The sequence below is a fragment of the Duncaniella muricolitica genome, from assembly GCF_910574735.1.
GTDB classification, from domain to species: Bacteria; Bacteroidota; Bacteroidia; order Bacteroidales; family Muribaculaceae; genus Duncaniella; species Duncaniella muricolitica.
This window is the reverse complement of record NZ_CAJTCF010000045.1, coordinates 1-17,926: the sequence shown is the minus strand read 5'-3', so window position 1 is coordinate 17,926 and position 17,926 is coordinate 1. Positions and strand designations below refer to the sequence as shown.

Sequence of the window (17,926 nt, the reverse complement as noted above, 5' to 3'; positions counted from 1 at the left end):
ATATAATCTCTGTACTTATCGGGATGAAGCCTTGGAGAGTGCCAGCTCATAGGCGCGGTCATAGTAGGCTATGAAGTTGGCCCATGAGGCTGCCGCCGCGGTGCGCATGGCAGCTCGGCGTATACGCGACATTGTACGCCGGTCTGCACATGTCAGATAGCGTATGGAGTTGGCTATATTGTTGACCACGTCGTGATAGTTGGAGTCACCGCGTCCGATGACATTGACTCCACACTCTTCAAAGTAGTTTTCAAACGATTCAAGCACCCACTGTCCGAAACCTGAGAGCGACGTCGTGACTGTCGGGACGCCAAACGCCACACTCTCGAGCGGGGTATAGCCCCACGGCTCGTAATACGAGGGAAACACCGTGGCGTCGGCTCCTATGAGCAGGTCATAGTAGTCGCGGCCAAAGATGCCGTCGGTGCCGTTGAGATAGCAGGGTACATATATAACAGTCACCCGAGAGTCAATGTTGCAGAAACCGAGCGAACGTATGCGGCCGGCCACCATGTCGCTGTCGGGATTGTTGAGCCAATGTGTGAGTACAGGCTCGTCGAGTGCGCCTTCGGCCATGGCCTGGCTGTCGAGACGGGCGCGAAGGTCGGCACGGGCCTCTTTGGGCCATGCAGGCACCATCACATAGGCTATCACCTTGCGGCAGGCCTCGAGGTGACGCAGGGTGTCGGCCATGTCGAGATATATGTCTATGCCTTTGTTGCGATATTCGCAGCGGCCGCTTGTGATGACCACAAAGGCATTGTCGTCATACTCGGCTCCGGTGAGGGCATTGGCCACTCCGATGAGCGACGCGCGGGCCTCGGCCCTGACGGCGTCAAACTTGGCCGGAGCGGGCACGAAATTCTTTTCAAATCCGTTGGGGGTCACCACGTCGGGACGACGCTCGAGCAACTGCTCACACTCTCTGGCGGTGATTTCGCTCACTGTCGTGAAAGCGTCGGCCTGATGGGCGGCCGCCTTCTCGAGCGAATGCTTGGCCTCCATGTTGAGCTCACGTGCCATCTGGTCGCCGTTATAGCCCGACATATAGTCATAGAGAGGCTTGTTGTTGCCGCATATGCTGCGGCCTATGCTTGTGGCGTGGGTGGTAAACACCGTGGCCACGCGGGGCATCTTCCATTTGAGATAAAGGAGACCCATACCGGTGGTCCATTCGTCAAAGTGGGCCACGATGGTGACGGGAGTCTTTTTGGGACGGCCGCGGCGCGGGGCTTCAGGCTTAGGATTGGCCTGACCGTAGCCCGAGAGTATGATTGACTCGATGACTATGCCGGACGCATGTGCGAAAGCGCATCCCTCGTCATAGTCGCCATAGGCATGAAGCGAGTCTACGCCGAAACGCGACCACATCTCGCCGTAAAATTCGTCCTTGACGGCATACATACCGTCAAATTTCACGAGCACGGCTATTGGACGTCCGGGGATTTCCCAGCGGCCCACTCTGACGCCTACACCCTCGGGGAGCTTGGCGTTTTTGGCCCATTTGGAAAGTCCGGCGATATTACATTCTGTAAACCAGGGTGAAGGATTGGCCTCTGACCATACGTCAGGCCCGATAAAGATTGTGGTGTCTTTGCTTATTTTCTGAAGTGTCTTGGCTTTGGTAGAAAGCACCGTATATATGCCACCAATCTTGTTACACACCTCCCAGCTTACCTCAAACAGTAATTCGGGACGTTGTGTAGCAGGTTTTTTGTCCATGTATCTTATAGATTATAGATTTTAGGTTGCAAAGGTAATGATTTTTCCCGAAACGACCGTAAAAAACTGAAAATAAATCCTCAAAATCACCGCTTTATTAACACATCCACTCCCGTAAATCTTTACCACAGGTATCTCCTGTCGCGAAAAAGCCACGGAGCGCGCAATGCTCCCGAGGTCAGATACCATAGGGCCTTGACCAGAGATGATTGGCGCGAAGAGTGCACTCGATAGGCTTTGAGCGGTATTCTGAGCATAAACGATATAGGATAAGTCAGTGCGATTATGCAGCCCATGGCCCGAAGGTCCTTGCCTGAGAGGCGTGCTTTGGTACCTGTCGAGAGATGGGGATGGGAACATATGGTTATAGGGAAGAAACGACAGTTGAGTCCGCGATGTATGGCGCAGAGAAGAAGTAGCTCGTCCTCACCGCAGTGCATGCTCTTAGCTCCGAGCCCGAATGCAGGGTGGCATCTCAGCCAGCCGGCTGTACGACGGCGGAAAGCCAACTCAAAACTGGTCGCATAATAGTTTTTAGGGAGCGGAAGTGACAGCCGACAACTCTCGGAGGGATAAATGACGCTACTGCCGCCATGTATGCTTCTGAATGTGGCAAAGTCTACGTCAGGATGATCGGTAAAAGCCTTCATGACAGCCGTCAGTCCTTCGTCAGTATATGTCAGATCATTGTCGGAACATAATATGATGTCAGACTTGCAGTGGTCGAAAGCATTGTTGCGATTGCGTGACAATCCTTGTTGATCAAATCTGTGTATGTTGATATCATGACGGCATAGGAGTGATTCGGGTATAGGCGCGTTCCTATGGTCTTGCCACGAGATAACATATGAGACTCCGCTGATTTTGGGCAGATTCATTGCCTCGACACGCTGTAAGCCTTCGGGGGTATGTGTCGTGATGGCAACATCGAGCGTGCAGAGTGAGACGTTATTTGTCACGGGCTATGATATAGTCGAGGAGTGTGAGGAGCGGAGTCGTGTCGGCGTCAGGCCCGAGTTCGGCAAGCGTCTCGGCCGCCTTGTCGCGCAGACGCAGCAGTGTTGACTCGGCATAGTCTATGCCTCCGGCCTCGATGGCATAGCGTATGAGCGATGCTATCTCATCGTCATTGAGCGAGCCGCGTGCGAGCAGTGAGGCGACATCCCGGCATCCCGGATAATCGGTGCGGCCAAGAGCATGTATGAGCGGCAGCGTGACCTTACCTTCGCGCAGGTCGTTACCCGTGGGCTTGCCCAGCGAGTCGGAGTGGAAATAATCGAATATATCGTCTTTAATCTGGAAACACTGTCCGAAAAGCAGTGCGAAGCGTCTCATGATATCGAGCTTGCGGCTGTCGGCATCGGCTGCATAGGCTCCCATCTCGACGCATGCCACGAAGAGCGAAGCTGTCTTGTGGGTGATAATCTCGAAATATGACTCTTCCGAGATTGAATTGTTGGCGGCGTTGTGTATCTGGTCCATCTCGCCGGTCGAGAGCAGACGGCCGAGCGAGGCGATGGTCTCGATGGCGCGAAGGTCGGCCGTCGAAATCACGAGCTGGAGGGCCGACGATACGAAATAGTCACCCACGAGCACAGCGATATGATTGTCCCACATGGCATTGATGGTGGGCGCGTTGTGGCGTGTGGACGACTGGTCGATGACATCATCGTGTATGAGCGAGGCATTGTGGAGCATCTCGATGGATGCTGCCGAGGCTATGACACGGTCGGTGACGGCGGCTCCGAGCAGACGGGCCGTGAGCACTACCATCATGGGGCGGAGTTGTTTGCCTTTATGACTGAGGTATCGGCCTATCACCTCGTTGATGAGGGGATTGGTCGAACTGAGCCTGTCGGCTATCAGAGAGTTGATGCTCTCAAGGTCGGGGGCAAGTGCTCGGCGTATGGTATGGATGTCGGTCATAACGGAGTGCAAATTTACAAAATCTTCTGTAAAAAGTCCAAATTTATGAAATTTAATCATTAACTTTACAGCAATTTCGGCTTGCACAGGTGCAGGCCGGTGTGCTGATATATGGAAAAGCGATTATTTCTACTGGACGCCTACGCCCTGATATACCGCGCCTACTACGCGCTGATTCACTCTCCGCGGTTTGCTACGACTGCGGGATTCAACACGTCGGCCATATTTGGCTTCTGCAACACTCTTGACGATCTGCTGCGCAAGGAGAATCCCTCTCACATAGCTGTATGCTTCGACCCGCCCCACGGGCGCACATTCCGCCACGAGCAGTTTGAGGCCTACAAAGCCCAGCGCGACAAGCAGCCCGAGGACATCACTCTGGCCATACCTTATATAAAGCGTGTACTCGAGGGCTACCGCATCCCGGTCATCGAGGTGCCCGGCTATGAAGCCGACGACGTGATAGGCACTCTGGCCACACGCGCGGCCGCAAAGGGGTATGACACCTACATGATGACCCCCGACAAGGATTACGGTCAGCTCGTGGCTCCATATATATATATGTATAGGCCCGCGCTCAAAGGCGAGGGGTTTGAAGTGAGAGATGTCGCAAAGGTGTGTGAGCGTTACGGCATAGCCGAGCCCCGCCAGGTGATAGACCTGCTGGCTCTCGAGGGGGATGCTTCCGACAATATCCCCGGCTGTCCCGGCGTGGGCGAGAAGACCGCCCGCAAACTCATTGACGAATGGGGCAGTGTGGAGAATCTTCTCGAAAATACCGACAAACTCAAAGGAGCCCTGCAGCGTCGCGTCATAGAGAACGCCGACCAGATACGCATGTCGAAGTGGCTCGCCACAATATGCACCGATGCGCCTATTGATATCGAGGTCGATGACCTCGTGAGACGCCCGATTGACGCCGACAGCCTGATGGAAGTTTTTCGTGAGCTGGATTTCAAGTCGCTCATGGGACGTCTGAAGGCTCAGATAGCATCAGGCGAAGCTGTGGCCAAGACTACACCGGCTGCGCCGGCTCAGGCCGCGCCGGCCGATGACGGTTCGGGCATGGGGTCACTGTTTGACGCACCGGCCGACGCACCGGCTGCTGTGGAAGTCTGCGAGGAGCGTCACTACGAGATGGTATCGACCCCGGCGCGCGCGGCCGAGATTATAAAACTCGCTTCTGCCCAACCGGTGATCGGCATAGCCGCCTATGCTCCGGGCGAGGAGGCCATGACGGCCCGCCTCGAGGGTCTGGCATTGTCATGGGAGCCGTGTGGCGGATATTTCATCCCCTTTCCCAAGGATGATACTGCGGCCCGTGCCGAAATCCGCGCTATCGTGTCGCCGCTTTTCAGCGGCAAGACTCCGCTCATGGTGAGCTTTGACGTAAAGCGCACCCTGCTGCTGATGCGCCACGAAGGCATATCGCTCGATATACCCTATTTTGACGTATCGGTGGCCCATTATGTGATTGACCCCGAGATGAAGCACGATGTGGCTACCATCTCGCTCAAATATCTCGACATGCCCCTTCAGGGTGTGCCGGCCGACAGCCGTCCGGGCCACCCCAAGAGTTCGCTTGAGCCGGAGGCTGCCGTGGCCCGTTACTGCGAGGAGGCCGACCTGGCCCTGCGCTTGCGTCCGCGCCTTCAGGCAGAAGTGGCCGAGCGCGAGATGACACGTCTGCTCGAGGAGGTGGAGTTTCCGCTCATACGCGTACTCGCCGACATGGAGTGGACCGGCGTGAGAATCGACCCCTCGGTGCTCACCGACCTCTCCGCCAAACTCAAGGAGCAGGTCAGCGCGCTCGAGCTGGAGGCTTACGAGATGGCCGGAGGCCCCTTCAACATCGCCTCGCCCGCTCAGGTTGGCATGGTGCTGTTTGACCGTCTGGCCATCGACCCCAAGGCCAAACGCACGGCCAAGGGCTCTTACTCAACCACAGAGCAGGTGCTGGAGAAGTATGCCCACAAGGTGCCGCTCGTGGGGCTGATACTCAAGATAAGACGTCTGCGCAAACTCATAACCACCTATCTCGACGCCCTCCCGGCACTAATCAACCCCGAGACCGGCAAGATACACACATCATTCAACCAGACTGTCACAGCCACCGGGCGCATCTCGTCGACCAATCCCAATCTGCAGAACATCCCCATCCGCACCGATGACGGACGTGAGATACGCCGCGCGTTTATCCCCGACAACGGCGACCTGATGATGAGTGCCGACTATTCACAGATAGAGCTGCGTCTCATAGCCGACCTGAGCGATGACAAGGATATGATCGAAGCTTTCCTGTCGGGCGACGACATACACCGCATCACGGCCTCGAAGGTCTACAAGAAGCCTCTCGGGGAAGTGACCGACGACGAGCGTCGCCATGCCAAGACAGCCAATTTCGGCATCATTTACGGCATTTCGGCCTTCGGGCTCTCGGAACGTCTCGGCATATCGCGTCCCGACGCAAAAAAACTCATTGACGGATATTTCGAGACCTATCCCCATGTGCGTGAATATCTCGACAAGGCTGTAGTCGATGCCCGCGAACGCGGATATGTGACCACCCGCATGGGCCGCCGCCGCTATCTGCCCGACATCAATTCACGCAATGCCGTGGTGCGCGGCTATGCAGAGCGCAATGCAGTCAACGCCCCGATCCAGGGTTCGGCCGCCGACATCATAAAGGTGGCGATGGTGAGGATATACACCGAAATGCAGCGGCGTTCACTCCGCTCGCGTATGATTATGCAGGTGCATGACGAATTGATATTCAACGTAGTGCCCGAGGAACTCGACGAGCTCAAACGCATAGTTTTCGAGGGTATGGAGGGCGCATATGCCGGAGCCGTGCCTCTCGAAGTGGCCGCCGGCGTCGCAGCCAACTGGCTCGAAGCGCATTAATCAGAGCTGAAAGCCGAGAGTCGAGAGTTAAAAAAAATTACTAATTACCAATTACCAATTGCCAATTACTAATTAAAATAAATGTCTTCAGAAGAGAAACTTGTGATTGAGGAGAAGGTGGTCAAGATGCTCAAGACCGTCTTTGACCCGGAGATACCTGTCGATATATACAATCTCGGCCTTATCTATGGCATCGACCTGGATGATGACGGCAATCTGCATATCGACATGACTTTGACCGCGCCCAACTGTCCTGCGGCCGATTTTATCATAGACGATGCCCGCATCAAGCTCGAAAGCATCGACGGCATAAAGAGTGTGGACATACGCATCGTCTTTGAGCCCGAATGGACCAAGGACATGATGAGCGAAGAGGCCAAACTCGACCTCGGATTTCTCTGAGCCTGAATTGTCATATACACTCCCCCCGATGACCTATTTTATCAGCGACCTGCATCTCGGAGCCGGATATATAGCCGACCATCGTGCCCACGAGCGCATGGTGGTGGAGTTTCTGCGCTCTATCGAGCCGACAGCCAAGCGTATATTTCTGCTTGGCGACATACTCGACTACTGGTGGGAATATCGCGATGTAGTGCCAAGAGGGTTTACACGCTTTTTCGGAGAGCTCGCACGGCTTGCCGACAAGGGCGTGGAGATAATATGGTTCAAGGGCAATCACGACATATGGATTTTTGATTATCTCCCGCAGGAAATAGGCCTGAAAGTCCACGACGGCATGATGGTCACCGAGATTGACGGCCGGCGTTTTCTTCTTGAGCATGGCGACGGCGTCGGTCGGTTGCCATGGTCGTTCAGGGCGTTGCGCAAGTTATTCAGATGTCGCGTGGCCCAGCGGATGTTTGCCGCCATACATCCCCGGTGGACCGTCGGCTTCGCTCACGCATGGTCGTCACACAGCCGCAAGTCGGGCGGCTATCTTCCCCCGGCCACTGTGTGTGACAACCTGACACGATTTGCCATCGACTACAATGCCGCGGCCGTAGAAAAGGTTGATTATTTCGTCTTCGGACACCTGCATGTGCTCATGGAAAAAGCCCTTCCGGACGGCGCGAAGATGGTCGTTCTCGGCGATTGGATATCGAAATTTTCCTATGCCGTGTGGGACGGAGAGAGTCTCAAAATTGATACTTTTACAATAAAAAATTGATACGAAATTACTATTTTAACGTATTTTAACAGAACGAAAAATCCAAATGTTAACAATACACCAAATTGTGATACAATAAGTTGGGCGCGATTTTCGCAACATCACAAAATCCGGGAAGGTGAAAATATGTTGGATAACATATAAAAATATTTCACTGCTCACGCAAATAGCCCTACTTTTGCATCACGAACCTAAAACAATCTTTTTTACCTTAGAAATTGTACCTATTGGAAACTCATGAAAAGGAGCTGCGTGAAGCAGTTCCTTTTTATCGTTTATGTCGATTGGGTTGAGACATGATCAATGGGGAGTATCGGGGCCCGCACACATTTATCCGTGGGAATTATGTGACGGATTTGCACGAGGAGTTAACCTGTTTTGTCAAAATGGCCACAAAAGTTTAAAAATGCTTAACTATGAGAAAGTTTGCCTGTCAATGTGACGGAAATTTGCGAATAAATAGCTAATTTTGTAAACTTTGCGTCACGAGGATGACGCAATGTAGAGATGAATACGATAATTGAAGCACAGTAACTGATATTTTTGAGCACAGTAATTTATGAAATTTAATAAGATTGTATTATCGGTCGCATTGGCTGGAGTGATTGGTTCATTTCACGCCGACGCTATTGGCTCGACCGTTTCAGACAACGAAAAGAGCTTCCTGTTCTTCGGAAAGAAGAAAAAGAAATCATCAATGAAAGACGGCGAGGGAACAGAGTCGTCGGCATCAGCCAAAAACTCTTACGAAAAAATCCTCACCGACACGGCCACCGTGAGCCGAGGCATGTTTGGAGTAATCCATAACGGCGACGACTATTATTTCGAGATACCCCGCGACCTTATGGGTCGCGACATGCTCATAGTCAACAAACTGGTGCGTGTGCCCCGCGAACTCAACGAGGCCGGCGTCAACCGCGGCATCAATACATCGAATGTCATGGTGCGCTTCGAACTCGACAATAAAGACAAGCGTGTGCTCGTGCGCGAAGCCCGTGTGCGTCCTACCGTCAAAGGCAAGGATGCCATAGCCCGCAGCGTCGACAACAACTACATCGACCCGCTCATAGCCTCGTTTCCCATCGAGGCCCAGAATCCTGACTCGACCGCCGTGGTGATAAAGGTCAATGACCTGTATAACGGCTCGAAAAGCACGTTTGGCGACGTGTTCAACGACATCAACATCGGCACCCCCGCCGTAAAAGACCTCTCGAGGATTGTGAGCATCAAAGCGTTTGACAACAATGTCTATGCCGTCTCCGAGCTCACCACCAGCGTGTCGGAGCCGGGCGGCAAGGTCAATGTGACCGTAGAGATAGGCTCAAGCATAGTGCTCCTGCCCGAGACCCCGATGCCCGGACGCTACAGCTCGTCGCGTGTGGGATATTTCACCGAGTCAAATCTCCGCTACTCGGACGACCAGCAGCGTGTGTCGCGTGAAAATCTCATCACCCGCTGGCGTCTCGAACCCCGCCCCGAGGATGTGGCCGACTATATGGCCGGACGTCTCGTGGAGCCGGTGAAACCCATCGTGTTCTATATCGACAAATCTACCCCCGCCCAATGGGTACCGTATATCAAGACCGGCATACTCGACTGGCAGAAAGCCTTTGAGATGGCAGGATTCAAAAACGCCATACAGGTGCGCGAACTTCCCGAAGGGGAGGAGGCCGACGAAAACGACATCAACTACTCCACTCTGACCTATGTGGCCTCAAAGATGTCAAACGCCATGGGCCCCTCGATTACCGACCCCCGTTCGGGCGAGATTATCGAGGCCGACATCATATGGTGGCACAACGTGCTCGACATACTCCGCGACTGGATTGTGGTCCAGACCGGAGCCGTCGACCCGCGAGTGCGCGCCCCCAAGCTCCCCGACGAAGTGATGGGCGACGCCATGCGCTTTGTGGCCTGTCATGAGGTAGGCCATTCGCTTGGTCTGCGTCACAACATGATAGCATCGGCCTCAATCCCCGTCGACTCGCTCCGCTCCGAGCGTTTCACCACAATGATAGGCGGCACGGCCGCGTCAATCATGGACTATGCGCGCTTTAACTTCGTGGCACAGCCCGGTGACGGCGTGAAGATGCTTACACCCAACCTCGGCCCGTATGACCTGTTTGCCATCGAGTATGGCTACCGCTGGTATCCCGAGCGCGACCCCGAGGCCGAGCACAAGCATCTCGAGCAGTTGCTCTCGTGCTATGCCGACAATCCCCTCTACCGCTACAGCGAGGCACAGGACTCGCGCGAGGCCGTCGACCCCCGCGCCCTGAGCGAAGACCTCGGTGACAACAATATCAAGGCATCGCGCTATGGTCTGGCCAATCTGCGCCGTGTGGTACCCAACATCATCAAGTGGACCACAACAGGCGAGCCGGGACAGAACTATGACGAGGCGTCCAACCTCTACAGCTCGGTGCTCGGACAGTGGAACAGATTCATGTATCACGCCCTTGCGAATGTAGGCGGCATATATATCGACAACGCCACTGTCGACAACGGCAAGAAGGCCTACACTTTTGTCGAGAAAGAGCGTCAGCGCGACGCAGTGAAATTTCTCATCGACGAGGCATTCACCGACACCGACTGGCTCTTCAACAACGAGATTTCCGACTACACCTATCTCGTGCAGAACACCCCGATAGGCCGCATCGAGCAGGCTCCCTCGCTCATGCTCACCAACTATCAGAGCTATCTGCTGTGGGATCTGCTGCACAACGACCGACTCGTGCGCATGCTCGAGAATGAAGCCCGCAACGGACGCGACGCTTTTACGGCCGTAGAGATGACCGACATGCTCCACAACGGCATATTCAAGTCGACCATCCAGGGCCGCACACCTGGTGTGCGCGAGCGTTCGATGCAGAAAAATTATGTCGACGCCCTCATTATCGCCGCCTGTGAGAAGCAGGGCGTGAAGGACGGTGTGGCACTGCGCGACATGGAGTCAGACCTCCCGACCATTGATGTAAAGACCCCCGACCTCTGCGGTCACAACCACGCGCTCGGCGAGCAGACATGCGCCGGCCGCAAACTTAACTTCAGCTCCACTCAGGCCAACCGTGTGTCGGACGCCATCTCCATCAAGCGCGGAGAGCTCATGAGAGTGCGTTCGCTCCTCAAGAGCCGCGCCGCAACGGCCGACAAGACCACCCGCTATCACTATGCCGACATGCTGATGCGCATCAACACAGCTCTCGGTCTGCCGCTGGAGTGAGCCGGAGTCCAAGCAATGAATAAACACACAAGAATGTAGTAACTATAATCGATCAAATTCTGAATGGCAAAGCATTTTATAACCAGTCTTACCATCCTGATAGTCACTCTCCTCGCCGCTCCCGACATGCTTGCGGCCGACAGGGTGGTGACAGGTGTGGTAGTTTCGTCGGAAGACTCCGAGCCGCTGATAGGTGCCTCGGTGACCGTATCGCAGTCACAGCTCAAGGAAGCCAACAGCCCGCTCAAGACCCTCGGAGTGGTGACTGACCTCGACGGAAAATTCTCCATAACCATTCCCGACGCAGTGAAACAGCTCGAAATTCGTTATGTGGGCTATAATCCCCGCACGATAGAGCTCGTGCCCGGCCTTGACAACTATGACCTCCAGCTCGACCGCGCGTCGGAAGTGCTGAGCGACGTAGTGGTGACAGGCTACCAGAATATCGAGAAGCGCAAACTCACCGCTTCGATTACCAAAGTGGAGCTTGACGACAGCAAGCTCGGCTCGATAATGACCGTCGACCAGGCTCTGGCCGGTCAGGTGGCAGGCCTCTCGGCCATACAGAGCAGCGGCTCGCCCGGCGCGCCGATGAAGATACGTATCCGCGGTACGGCCTCGCTCAACGGCACCCAGGACCCTCTGTGGGTCATCGACGGTATACCCGTCAACGGCACCGAGGTACCCACGCTCGAAGAGCTTAACGACATCGACAACCTCTACCAGTCGTCGATAGCCGGCCTCAATCCCGCCGACATCGAGAGCATAACCGTACTGAAGGACGCCGCCGCAACAGCCATCTACGGCACACGCGCCGCCAACGGTGTGATCGTGGTGACCACCAAGAAGGGCCGTTCGGGCGCACCTGAAATCAACTTCTCGACCCGTCTCACCTATTCACCCCGTCCCGACATCGACCGCCTCAACCTGCTCTCCTCCGACGAGAAAGTCGACCTGGAGCTGTCGCTGCTCAACTCGGACTACACCTATCGCGAGAACAAGGGCGCGGTGGCACGCATACTCGCCAACGCCGGAATGACCGACGTCTACAAGACCGGCGGATGGGGCGCGCTCCCCGCATCGGTGCAGTCGCAGATCAACGCCCTGCGCGCCATCAACACCGACTGGAACGACATACTCTTCCGCGACACCTTCAATCAGGAGTATAACCTCAGCCTCTCGGGCGGCAACGACCGTGCCACCTACTACACCTCGCTCGGCTATCAGGAGGAGAACGGCAACGTGATAGGCGTGGACATGAACCGCCTGAGCCTTACGCTCAAGACCAACTATAACGTGACCCGTCACTTCAAGGTGGGCGCATCGGTCTTTGTCAACCACCGCAAAAACAACTCCTATATCACCGACAACGACGGCTTTACCAACCCTGTCTACTACTCGCGCCGCGCCAATCCCTATCAGGAGCCTTATGATGCCGACGGCAACTATATCTATGACACCGACATCCAGGGCCGTGAGGACAGCGACCTGAAGTTTAACATCTTTGAGGAGCGCGCCAACACCAAGCGTGTCCAGGAGACCACCGGTGTCACCGCCCTGCTCGACGCAAGCCTGCGCTTCAACGACTGGCTGCGCGCCTATACTCAGGTGGGCTTCCAGCTCGACAGCTCCGACACCGAGAGCTATGCCTCGGCCGAGACATATGCCATGCGCAAAGAGTTTTACCGCACCTCCATCAGAGGCAATGACGGCGTGAGCGCGTCGTTTCTCCCCTATGGCGGACGTCACATACAGAACAAGTCGACCAACAAGCAGCTCACCTGGAAGGGACAGCTCGAGTACAGCAACAAGTTTACCGACAGCCACGATCTGGAAGTGATGCTTGGCACCGAGCTCCGCAAGACGTGGTATGACTACTTCTCGTCGACCGCCTATGGCTACGACCCCAAGACACTGACCAACAAGCCGGTGATGTTTCCCAACGAAGACTGGGCACGCCAGTTCCAGCTCCACTCCGAGAGCGTGAGCGAAAACGCCTATGCCTCATTCTTCGCCACAGGGTCCTACACGCTCATGAACCGCTACACCCTCGGAGCGAGCGTGCGTTTTGACGGCAGCGACCTCTACGGTGTGGCCAAGAAATACCGCTTCCTGCCGCTCTACTCGTTCAGCGGACTGTGGCGCGCGAGCGACGAGCCCTGGCTGCGCGAGTCGACCGTAATCAACAACCTTGCCTTCCGCGCATCCTACGGTATACAGGGCAACATCGACAAAAACACCTCATCGTTTGTGATGGGTAACTATAACAACGCCTCCATCCTCCCCGGCGTGACCGAGGACGTCATCGTGCTCGGCTCGGCCCCCAACCGCCGCCTGCGCTGGGAGAAGACCTATACGACCAATGCCGGATTTGACATCTCGGTCATCGACAACGCCATCTCTCTTACGGCCGACTACTATCACCGCAAGGGCGACGACCTCATCGCGCTCAAGATGCTCCCGCTCGAGACCGGCTTCATGTCCTATATGGTCAACTGGGCCTCGATGCGCAACCAGGGTTTTGAAGTCGGACTGGCCACACGCAACATAGCCACACGCAATTTCCGCTGGACCACCAACTTCAACCTCGCCTACAACGAGAACACCGTGCTCCAGGAGACCGTGCCGTCCAACCAGACCACACCCTCGCGCGAAGGCTATCCCGTCAACGCCATCTTCGCCTACAAGACTGCCGGACTCGATGAGAACGGCAACGTGCTCTATCTTGCCAAGGACGGCTCGAAGCAGACCGCACAGGAGTTTTTCAAACTCAACGCGGCCGGCGCGTCCACCCTCTCAGCCGAGGAGCAGCGCGACCTCTACACCTACATCGGCTCGGGCGACCCGCTGTGGACGGGAGGTTTCATCAACAACTTCTCCTATCGCGACTTTGACCTCACGGTCAACTTCGCCTTCAACCTGGGCATGTATACCCGCATCCAGCCCTCCTACAGCAACACCTACTTTGACCGCGGCATGAACACCAACCGCGACATCCTCGACCGCTGGACATCATCCAATCCCACAGGCACTCTGCCGGCCCTCATGCCCGAGGACACCACCTCGCCCGTCTACAGCTACTACGCGCAGTATGGCAACGCCTACTCGATGCTCGACACATGGGTGAAGAAGTCAGACTACTTCCGTCTGCAGAGCCTGCGTCTGGCCTACAACATCCCCCCGAGCGTGCTCAAGCCCCTGCGCATGAGCATCCTCACGGTGGCTTTCGAGGCAAGAAACCTCTGGGTGTTCGGCTCAAACTACAAAAACTTCCTCGACCCCGAGACCATGGGCAACCCCTTCGCCCAGCCCATCCCCAAGACCTATACATTCAGTCTTAATCTCAAATTCTAATCTCTCACTCGACCGAATATGAAGAAAACACTCTTATATATGCTGTTTGCACCGCTGATGCTTGTCCTCAGTGCGTGTGACGACTATCTTGACATCCAGCCCGTGGGCAAGGTGATACCGACGACCGCCACCGAGTTTCGCGCGCTCATGACCGAGGCCTATGTGACCGTGCCCGACGACCGCGGACTGGCATCGTTCAGAGGCGACGAGATGAAACTCGATGTCACCAATCCGATGGACATAGAGTCATACAAGGACATATGGATATGGAATGACAATGCGGCGAGCGAGAACACCTCGACATTCTCGTGGCGCAACTTCTATCACGTGCTGTTCATAGCCAACTACGTGATAGAGTCGGAGTCGACCATGACCGACGGCACTCCGCAGGAGATAAGCCAGATGGTGGGCGAGGCCTATATGCTGCGTGCCTACATGCACTTCATTCTGGCCAACCTCCACGCTCCGGCCTACACCAAGTGTGACCCGGCGGTGACCAAAGCTGTGCCCCTCAAGGTCGACAGCGATGTGGAAGCCACCCTCTCGCGCTCGATGCTCTCGGACATCTATGCACAGATACTCGCCGACCTCGACGCCGCACAGCAGCGACTCAATGTCGACACCTGGGACCTCGGGTATAACTATCGCTTCAACACACTCAGCGTCGACGCTCTCCGTTCGCGCGTGTATCTCTACATGGGCGAGTGGGCCGAGAGTCTCGCGGCTTCACGCCGTGTGCTGGCCGTGAAGAGCGAGCTGGCCGATGTGTCTGTCATACTCCCCAATGCCTACAACTCGCCCGAAAACATCGTGGCCCTCGAGAAAGTGATGACCAACAACTATGAGAAGGCATCGCTTGTGAGCGACAATCTTTACGCTCTGTACACGCGCACCGACCGCCGCAGAAGCACCTATTATAAGAACGACGCCGTAATCACCATTCGCAAAGGGGGCAGCAACGAGTTTTCATGCTCGATGCGTACAGGAGAGATGTATCTCAATGCCGCCGAGGCCGCTTGGAATCAGAATGAATATGACACCGCCGCCGACTATCTGCTCACCCTCCAGAAAGCCCGCTTTACCGCCGCAGGCTACACATCCAAGGAAACTGCCGTGAGAGCTATGACTCCCGATGAACTTATCGAGGAGATATATGTTGAACGTGCAAGGGAACTTGCGTTTGAGGGTCACCGCTGGTTTGACCTGCGCCGCACCACCCAGCCCCGCATCGAGAAAACATTCCGAGGCGAGACTTTCGTGCTCGAACAGGGCGACTCGCGTTACACCATCCCCATCCCAGCGGCTGCCATCGAGGCCAATCCCTCGCTTGCCAACTGATTGTTTCATGAATAATTTCACGTAGTGACGGGACGAATCCGTCACTGCGTGATACATATTTTCACGTATAGACTGACAAACATTATTAACCAACAAATTATTCGCTAATGAAAAAACTTTTACTTTCATTATCGGCAGCCGTGACATGCATGGGCATGTCGGCCGCTGTGCCTGTGCTCAAAGAGCAGTACAAAGGCTCTGTTAACGTAACCCCCGAGACTGTAACCTATTCCAATCCGTCAACATACGATGCCCAGGGCAACCTCATCATCACCGGATCATTCAAAGAGGATTTCTCATTTGCAGGCAAGGAAGTGTTTGGTGAAGGCGTAAACAATGCATATATTCTGAAATATGACGCCACCAACACTCCCAAATGGGGCGCATCACTCGCCGGCTCGGCTGAAATCAATGGTATTGCCACCGATGCCGAGGGCAATATCTATGTAGGCGGCACATTTGCCGGTAAGGTGGAGTTTCTCTCATCATCGGTCGACGGCGAGCCTGTCATCAGCAAAGATGGACTTAAAATCGACGGTGAGTTTGGAAGCAACCAGTCGTCATCGTTTATAGCAAAATACGACAAAGACGGCAAGATTGTCGAGGTGACATCGTTTGTGCCCGAATCTCTTCCCGAACTCGTGGCAACCGGCTTGTACTCACCTACAGCCCAGGATTTGTATTTCGCTATATCCGATATAAAGGTGGCCGGTGGTAAAGTCTATGCCACCGCCTCGTTCACAGGCCAGACCACAATCGGCAACGAAACTTTCGACGGAGCATACAGCAACCTGTTTGATTTCATGTACTTTGACGTGCCTAACGTCGGAGTATTCTCGGTAGACTGCGCAACACTTGGCACAGCCGAAATCGTAGCAAAAATGGAGCTTACCGGCCCGTTTGCCGATACAACTCCCTCGCTCAGTTCCCCTGTCGTAACAGTAAAGGATGGCCAGGTGACAGCCGGTTTCATCATGTCGACAAGCGAGGCAACCAATGCCGTAAATGTAGAAGTAGGCACCTATAAGACAACACTCACACCTACGGTCGGTGTGGTTGACTATGTGATTGTAAAGGATGGAGCTGTTTCATCTATTAAGAAAGCTACATCTGAATCGTTAATTTCTTATGACAGACTGAAAGACCTTATTATCAACGGCAATGACGTGTATATGGTCGGTTCGTTCGATACAGCCGCTCCGGCTGCCGAAGCAGCCGCCGCAACCGTGGCTCCTGTTGGTAAGAGCGACGTATTTGTTGCAAAATTCGGAGCTGCTGATCTTAGCGTAGGTCAGATATATGCCAACGGTATTGATGAAGGTGAGAATGGCAGCGAAAAGGTATCATCGACCGCACTCGTGGACGGCGCGCTCTATATCAACACCATCGGCTCAAAAGTGGGCGGTTCCTACTGGTTTGACGGCACAGCCTTCTCGATGGCACCTGCCACCGGATGCGGCATAGCTGTAGGCAACGGCGTTATGGCTCTTGTCAGCAGCGACGCGACCAAGGTCGACTATCAGACCTATACCTACGAGTCAAAGCAGACCGGCATCACCGACATCGAGGCAGAGTTTGACCCCAACGCCCCCGTAGAATACTTCAACCTCCAGGGCATCCGCGTGGACAATCCCGAAAACGGTCTCTATATCCGCCGTCAGGGCAACAAGGTAGAGAAAATCCTCGTAAAGTAACCGATTGCACATAAGCGATAAAGCATAAAGGTCAAAGTTTGTGACAAGGCTCTCAAATGCCTGACACAAACTTTGACTTTTATGTTTTTTTAGACTTACGGATGAACAACGAGGTGCATCATAGATGCCCGCTCCAATTCTACCTGACAGGTGAGGATGTTGCAAAATACCCGAAAGCAGATAATTTGCAGACTGTTGTAGCAAGGAAAGGCCCGTAGGGCCTGTGCGAGCTTAGGCCATGGCAAGCATCCGCGCAAGCGGTGCGCAGCCATGGTACAGAACAATTATCCACAGCATGTGCCGCGTAGCGGTACAACAATACAAGCGTATCAAAACGTTAAGTCGCAGTGAATTACCATCATGACATTTTGTAGCACCGCTACGCGGCGCATCGTCTTATATCTGTCTTTATACCATGGCTGCGCACCGCTTGCGCGGATGCTTGCCATGGCCTAAGTTCGCACAGAGGTTGTTGCAGAACTATTTCTCAAAAAAAATAGCAAAAGCCTCAACTTTCACAAGCTGAGGCTTTTTTATGTCCATAAAGTTTTGTAACTTTATGGTATTCAAAACTATTGAATACAAAGTTAATGT

The 17,926-nt window shown here is 54.6% G+C and carries 10 protein-coding genes; 7 read left to right on the top strand and 3 right to left on the bottom strand.

All coding sequences use genetic code 11. The annotated features are described in order from the left end of the window. Nucleotides 1-15 precede the first annotated feature (15 nt). The 3 genes from QGT73_RS10655 to QGT73_RS10645 form a co-directional block, all read right to left on the bottom strand. On the bottom strand, nucleotides 16-1,722 hold the full coding sequence (locus tag QGT73_RS10655) for a glycosyltransferase (protein WP_280122431.1): 1,707 nt from the start codon (nucleotides 1,720-1,722) through the stop codon (nucleotides 16-18). 122 nt (nucleotides 1,723-1,844) lie between these two features. Beyond that, the gene (locus QGT73_RS10650; protein WP_280122430.1) at nucleotides 1,845-2,681 is read right to left on the bottom strand and encodes a glycosyltransferase; all 837 of its coding nucleotides are present in this window, start codon (nucleotides 2,679-2,681) and stop codon (nucleotides 1,845-1,847) included. Then, nucleotides 2,671-3,648, bottom strand: a complete 978-nt coding sequence (locus QGT73_RS10645; RefSeq protein WP_280122429.1) for a polyprenyl synthetase family protein — start codon at nucleotides 3,646-3,648, stop codon at nucleotides 2,671-2,673. The genes QGT73_RS10650 and QGT73_RS10645 overlap by 11 nt, the downstream gene beginning before the upstream one ends. Before the next feature lie 111 nt (nucleotides 3,649-3,759). Between QGT73_RS10645 and polA the strand changes: the two genes are divergently transcribed. From polA to QGT73_RS10610, 7 genes are all read left to right on the top strand, one after another. Beyond that, nucleotides 3,760-6,552, top strand: coding sequence for a DNA polymerase I (polA, locus tag QGT73_RS10640; RefSeq protein ID WP_280122428.1), 2,793 nt, complete (start codon nucleotides 3,760-3,762; stop codon nucleotides 6,550-6,552). Nucleotides 6,553-6,633: 81 nt separating this feature from the next. Continuing rightward, complete coding sequence (locus QGT73_RS10635) at nucleotides 6,634-6,954, top strand: metal-sulfur cluster assembly factor (protein WP_123617877.1); 321 nt, start codon at nucleotides 6,634-6,636, stop codon at nucleotides 6,952-6,954. A gap of 28 nt (nucleotides 6,955-6,982) precedes the next feature. Further along, nucleotides 6,983-7,723 (top strand): UDP-2,3-diacylglucosamine diphosphatase, encoded by a 741-nt coding sequence (locus QGT73_RS10630; protein ID WP_280122427.1) that lies wholly within the window; start codon nucleotides 6,983-6,985, stop codon nucleotides 7,721-7,723. 559 nt (nucleotides 7,724-8,282) lie between these two features. After that, nucleotides 8,283-10,946 (top strand): zinc-dependent metalloprotease, encoded by a 2,664-nt coding sequence (locus tag QGT73_RS10625; RefSeq protein ID WP_280122426.1) that lies wholly within the window; start codon nucleotides 8,283-8,285, stop codon nucleotides 10,944-10,946. A gap of 63 nt (nucleotides 10,947-11,009) precedes the next feature. After that, a complete protein-coding gene (locus QGT73_RS10620) occupies nucleotides 11,010-14,300 on the top strand; it encodes a SusC/RagA family TonB-linked outer membrane protein (protein ID WP_425278397.1) in 3,291 nt (1,096 codons plus the stop codon). A gap of 18 nt (nucleotides 14,301-14,318) precedes the next feature. Next, nucleotides 14,319-15,638: a RagB/SusD family nutrient uptake outer membrane protein gene (locus tag QGT73_RS10615; RefSeq protein WP_280122425.1), complete on the top strand. Its 1,320-nt coding sequence runs from the start codon at nucleotides 14,319-14,321 to the stop codon at nucleotides 15,636-15,638. Between the two features lie 107 nt (nucleotides 15,639-15,745). After that, a complete protein-coding gene (locus QGT73_RS10610; RefSeq protein ID WP_280122424.1) occupies nucleotides 15,746-17,332 on the top strand; it encodes a hypothetical protein in 1,587 nt (528 codons plus the stop codon). Nucleotides 17,333-17,926: the final 594 nt, after the last annotated feature.

Bases quoted from the DNA above. Each gene is read 5' to 3' on its own strand.
- QGT73_RS10655 (WP_280122431.1), bottom strand. From the start codon at position 1,722: ATGGACAAAAAACCTGCTACACAACGTCCCGAATTACTGTTTGAGGTA.
- QGT73_RS10645 (WP_280122429.1), bottom strand. From the start codon at position 3,648: ATGACCGACATCCATACCATACGCCGAGCACTTGCCCCCGACCTTGAG.
- polA (WP_280122428.1), top strand. From the start codon at position 3,760: ATGGAAAAGCGATTATTTCTACTGGACGCCTACGCCCTGATATACCGC.
- QGT73_RS10635 (WP_123617877.1), top strand. From the start codon at position 6,634: ATGTCTTCAGAAGAGAAACTTGTGATTGAGGAGAAGGTGGTCAAGATG.
- QGT73_RS10630 (WP_280122427.1), top strand. From the start codon at position 6,983: ATGACCTATTTTATCAGCGACCTGCATCTCGGAGCCGGATATATAGCC.
- QGT73_RS10625 (WP_280122426.1), top strand. From the start codon at position 8,283: ATGAAATTTAATAAGATTGTATTATCGGTCGCATTGGCTGGAGTGATT.
- QGT73_RS10620 (WP_425278397.1), top strand. From the start codon at position 11,010: ATGGCAAAGCATTTTATAACCAGTCTTACCATCCTGATAGTCACTCTC.
- QGT73_RS10615 (WP_280122425.1), top strand. From the start codon at position 14,319: ATGAAGAAAACACTCTTATATATGCTGTTTGCACCGCTGATGCTTGTC.
- QGT73_RS10610 (WP_280122424.1), top strand. From the start codon at position 15,746: ATGAAAAAACTTTTACTTTCATTATCGGCAGCCGTGACATGCATGGGC.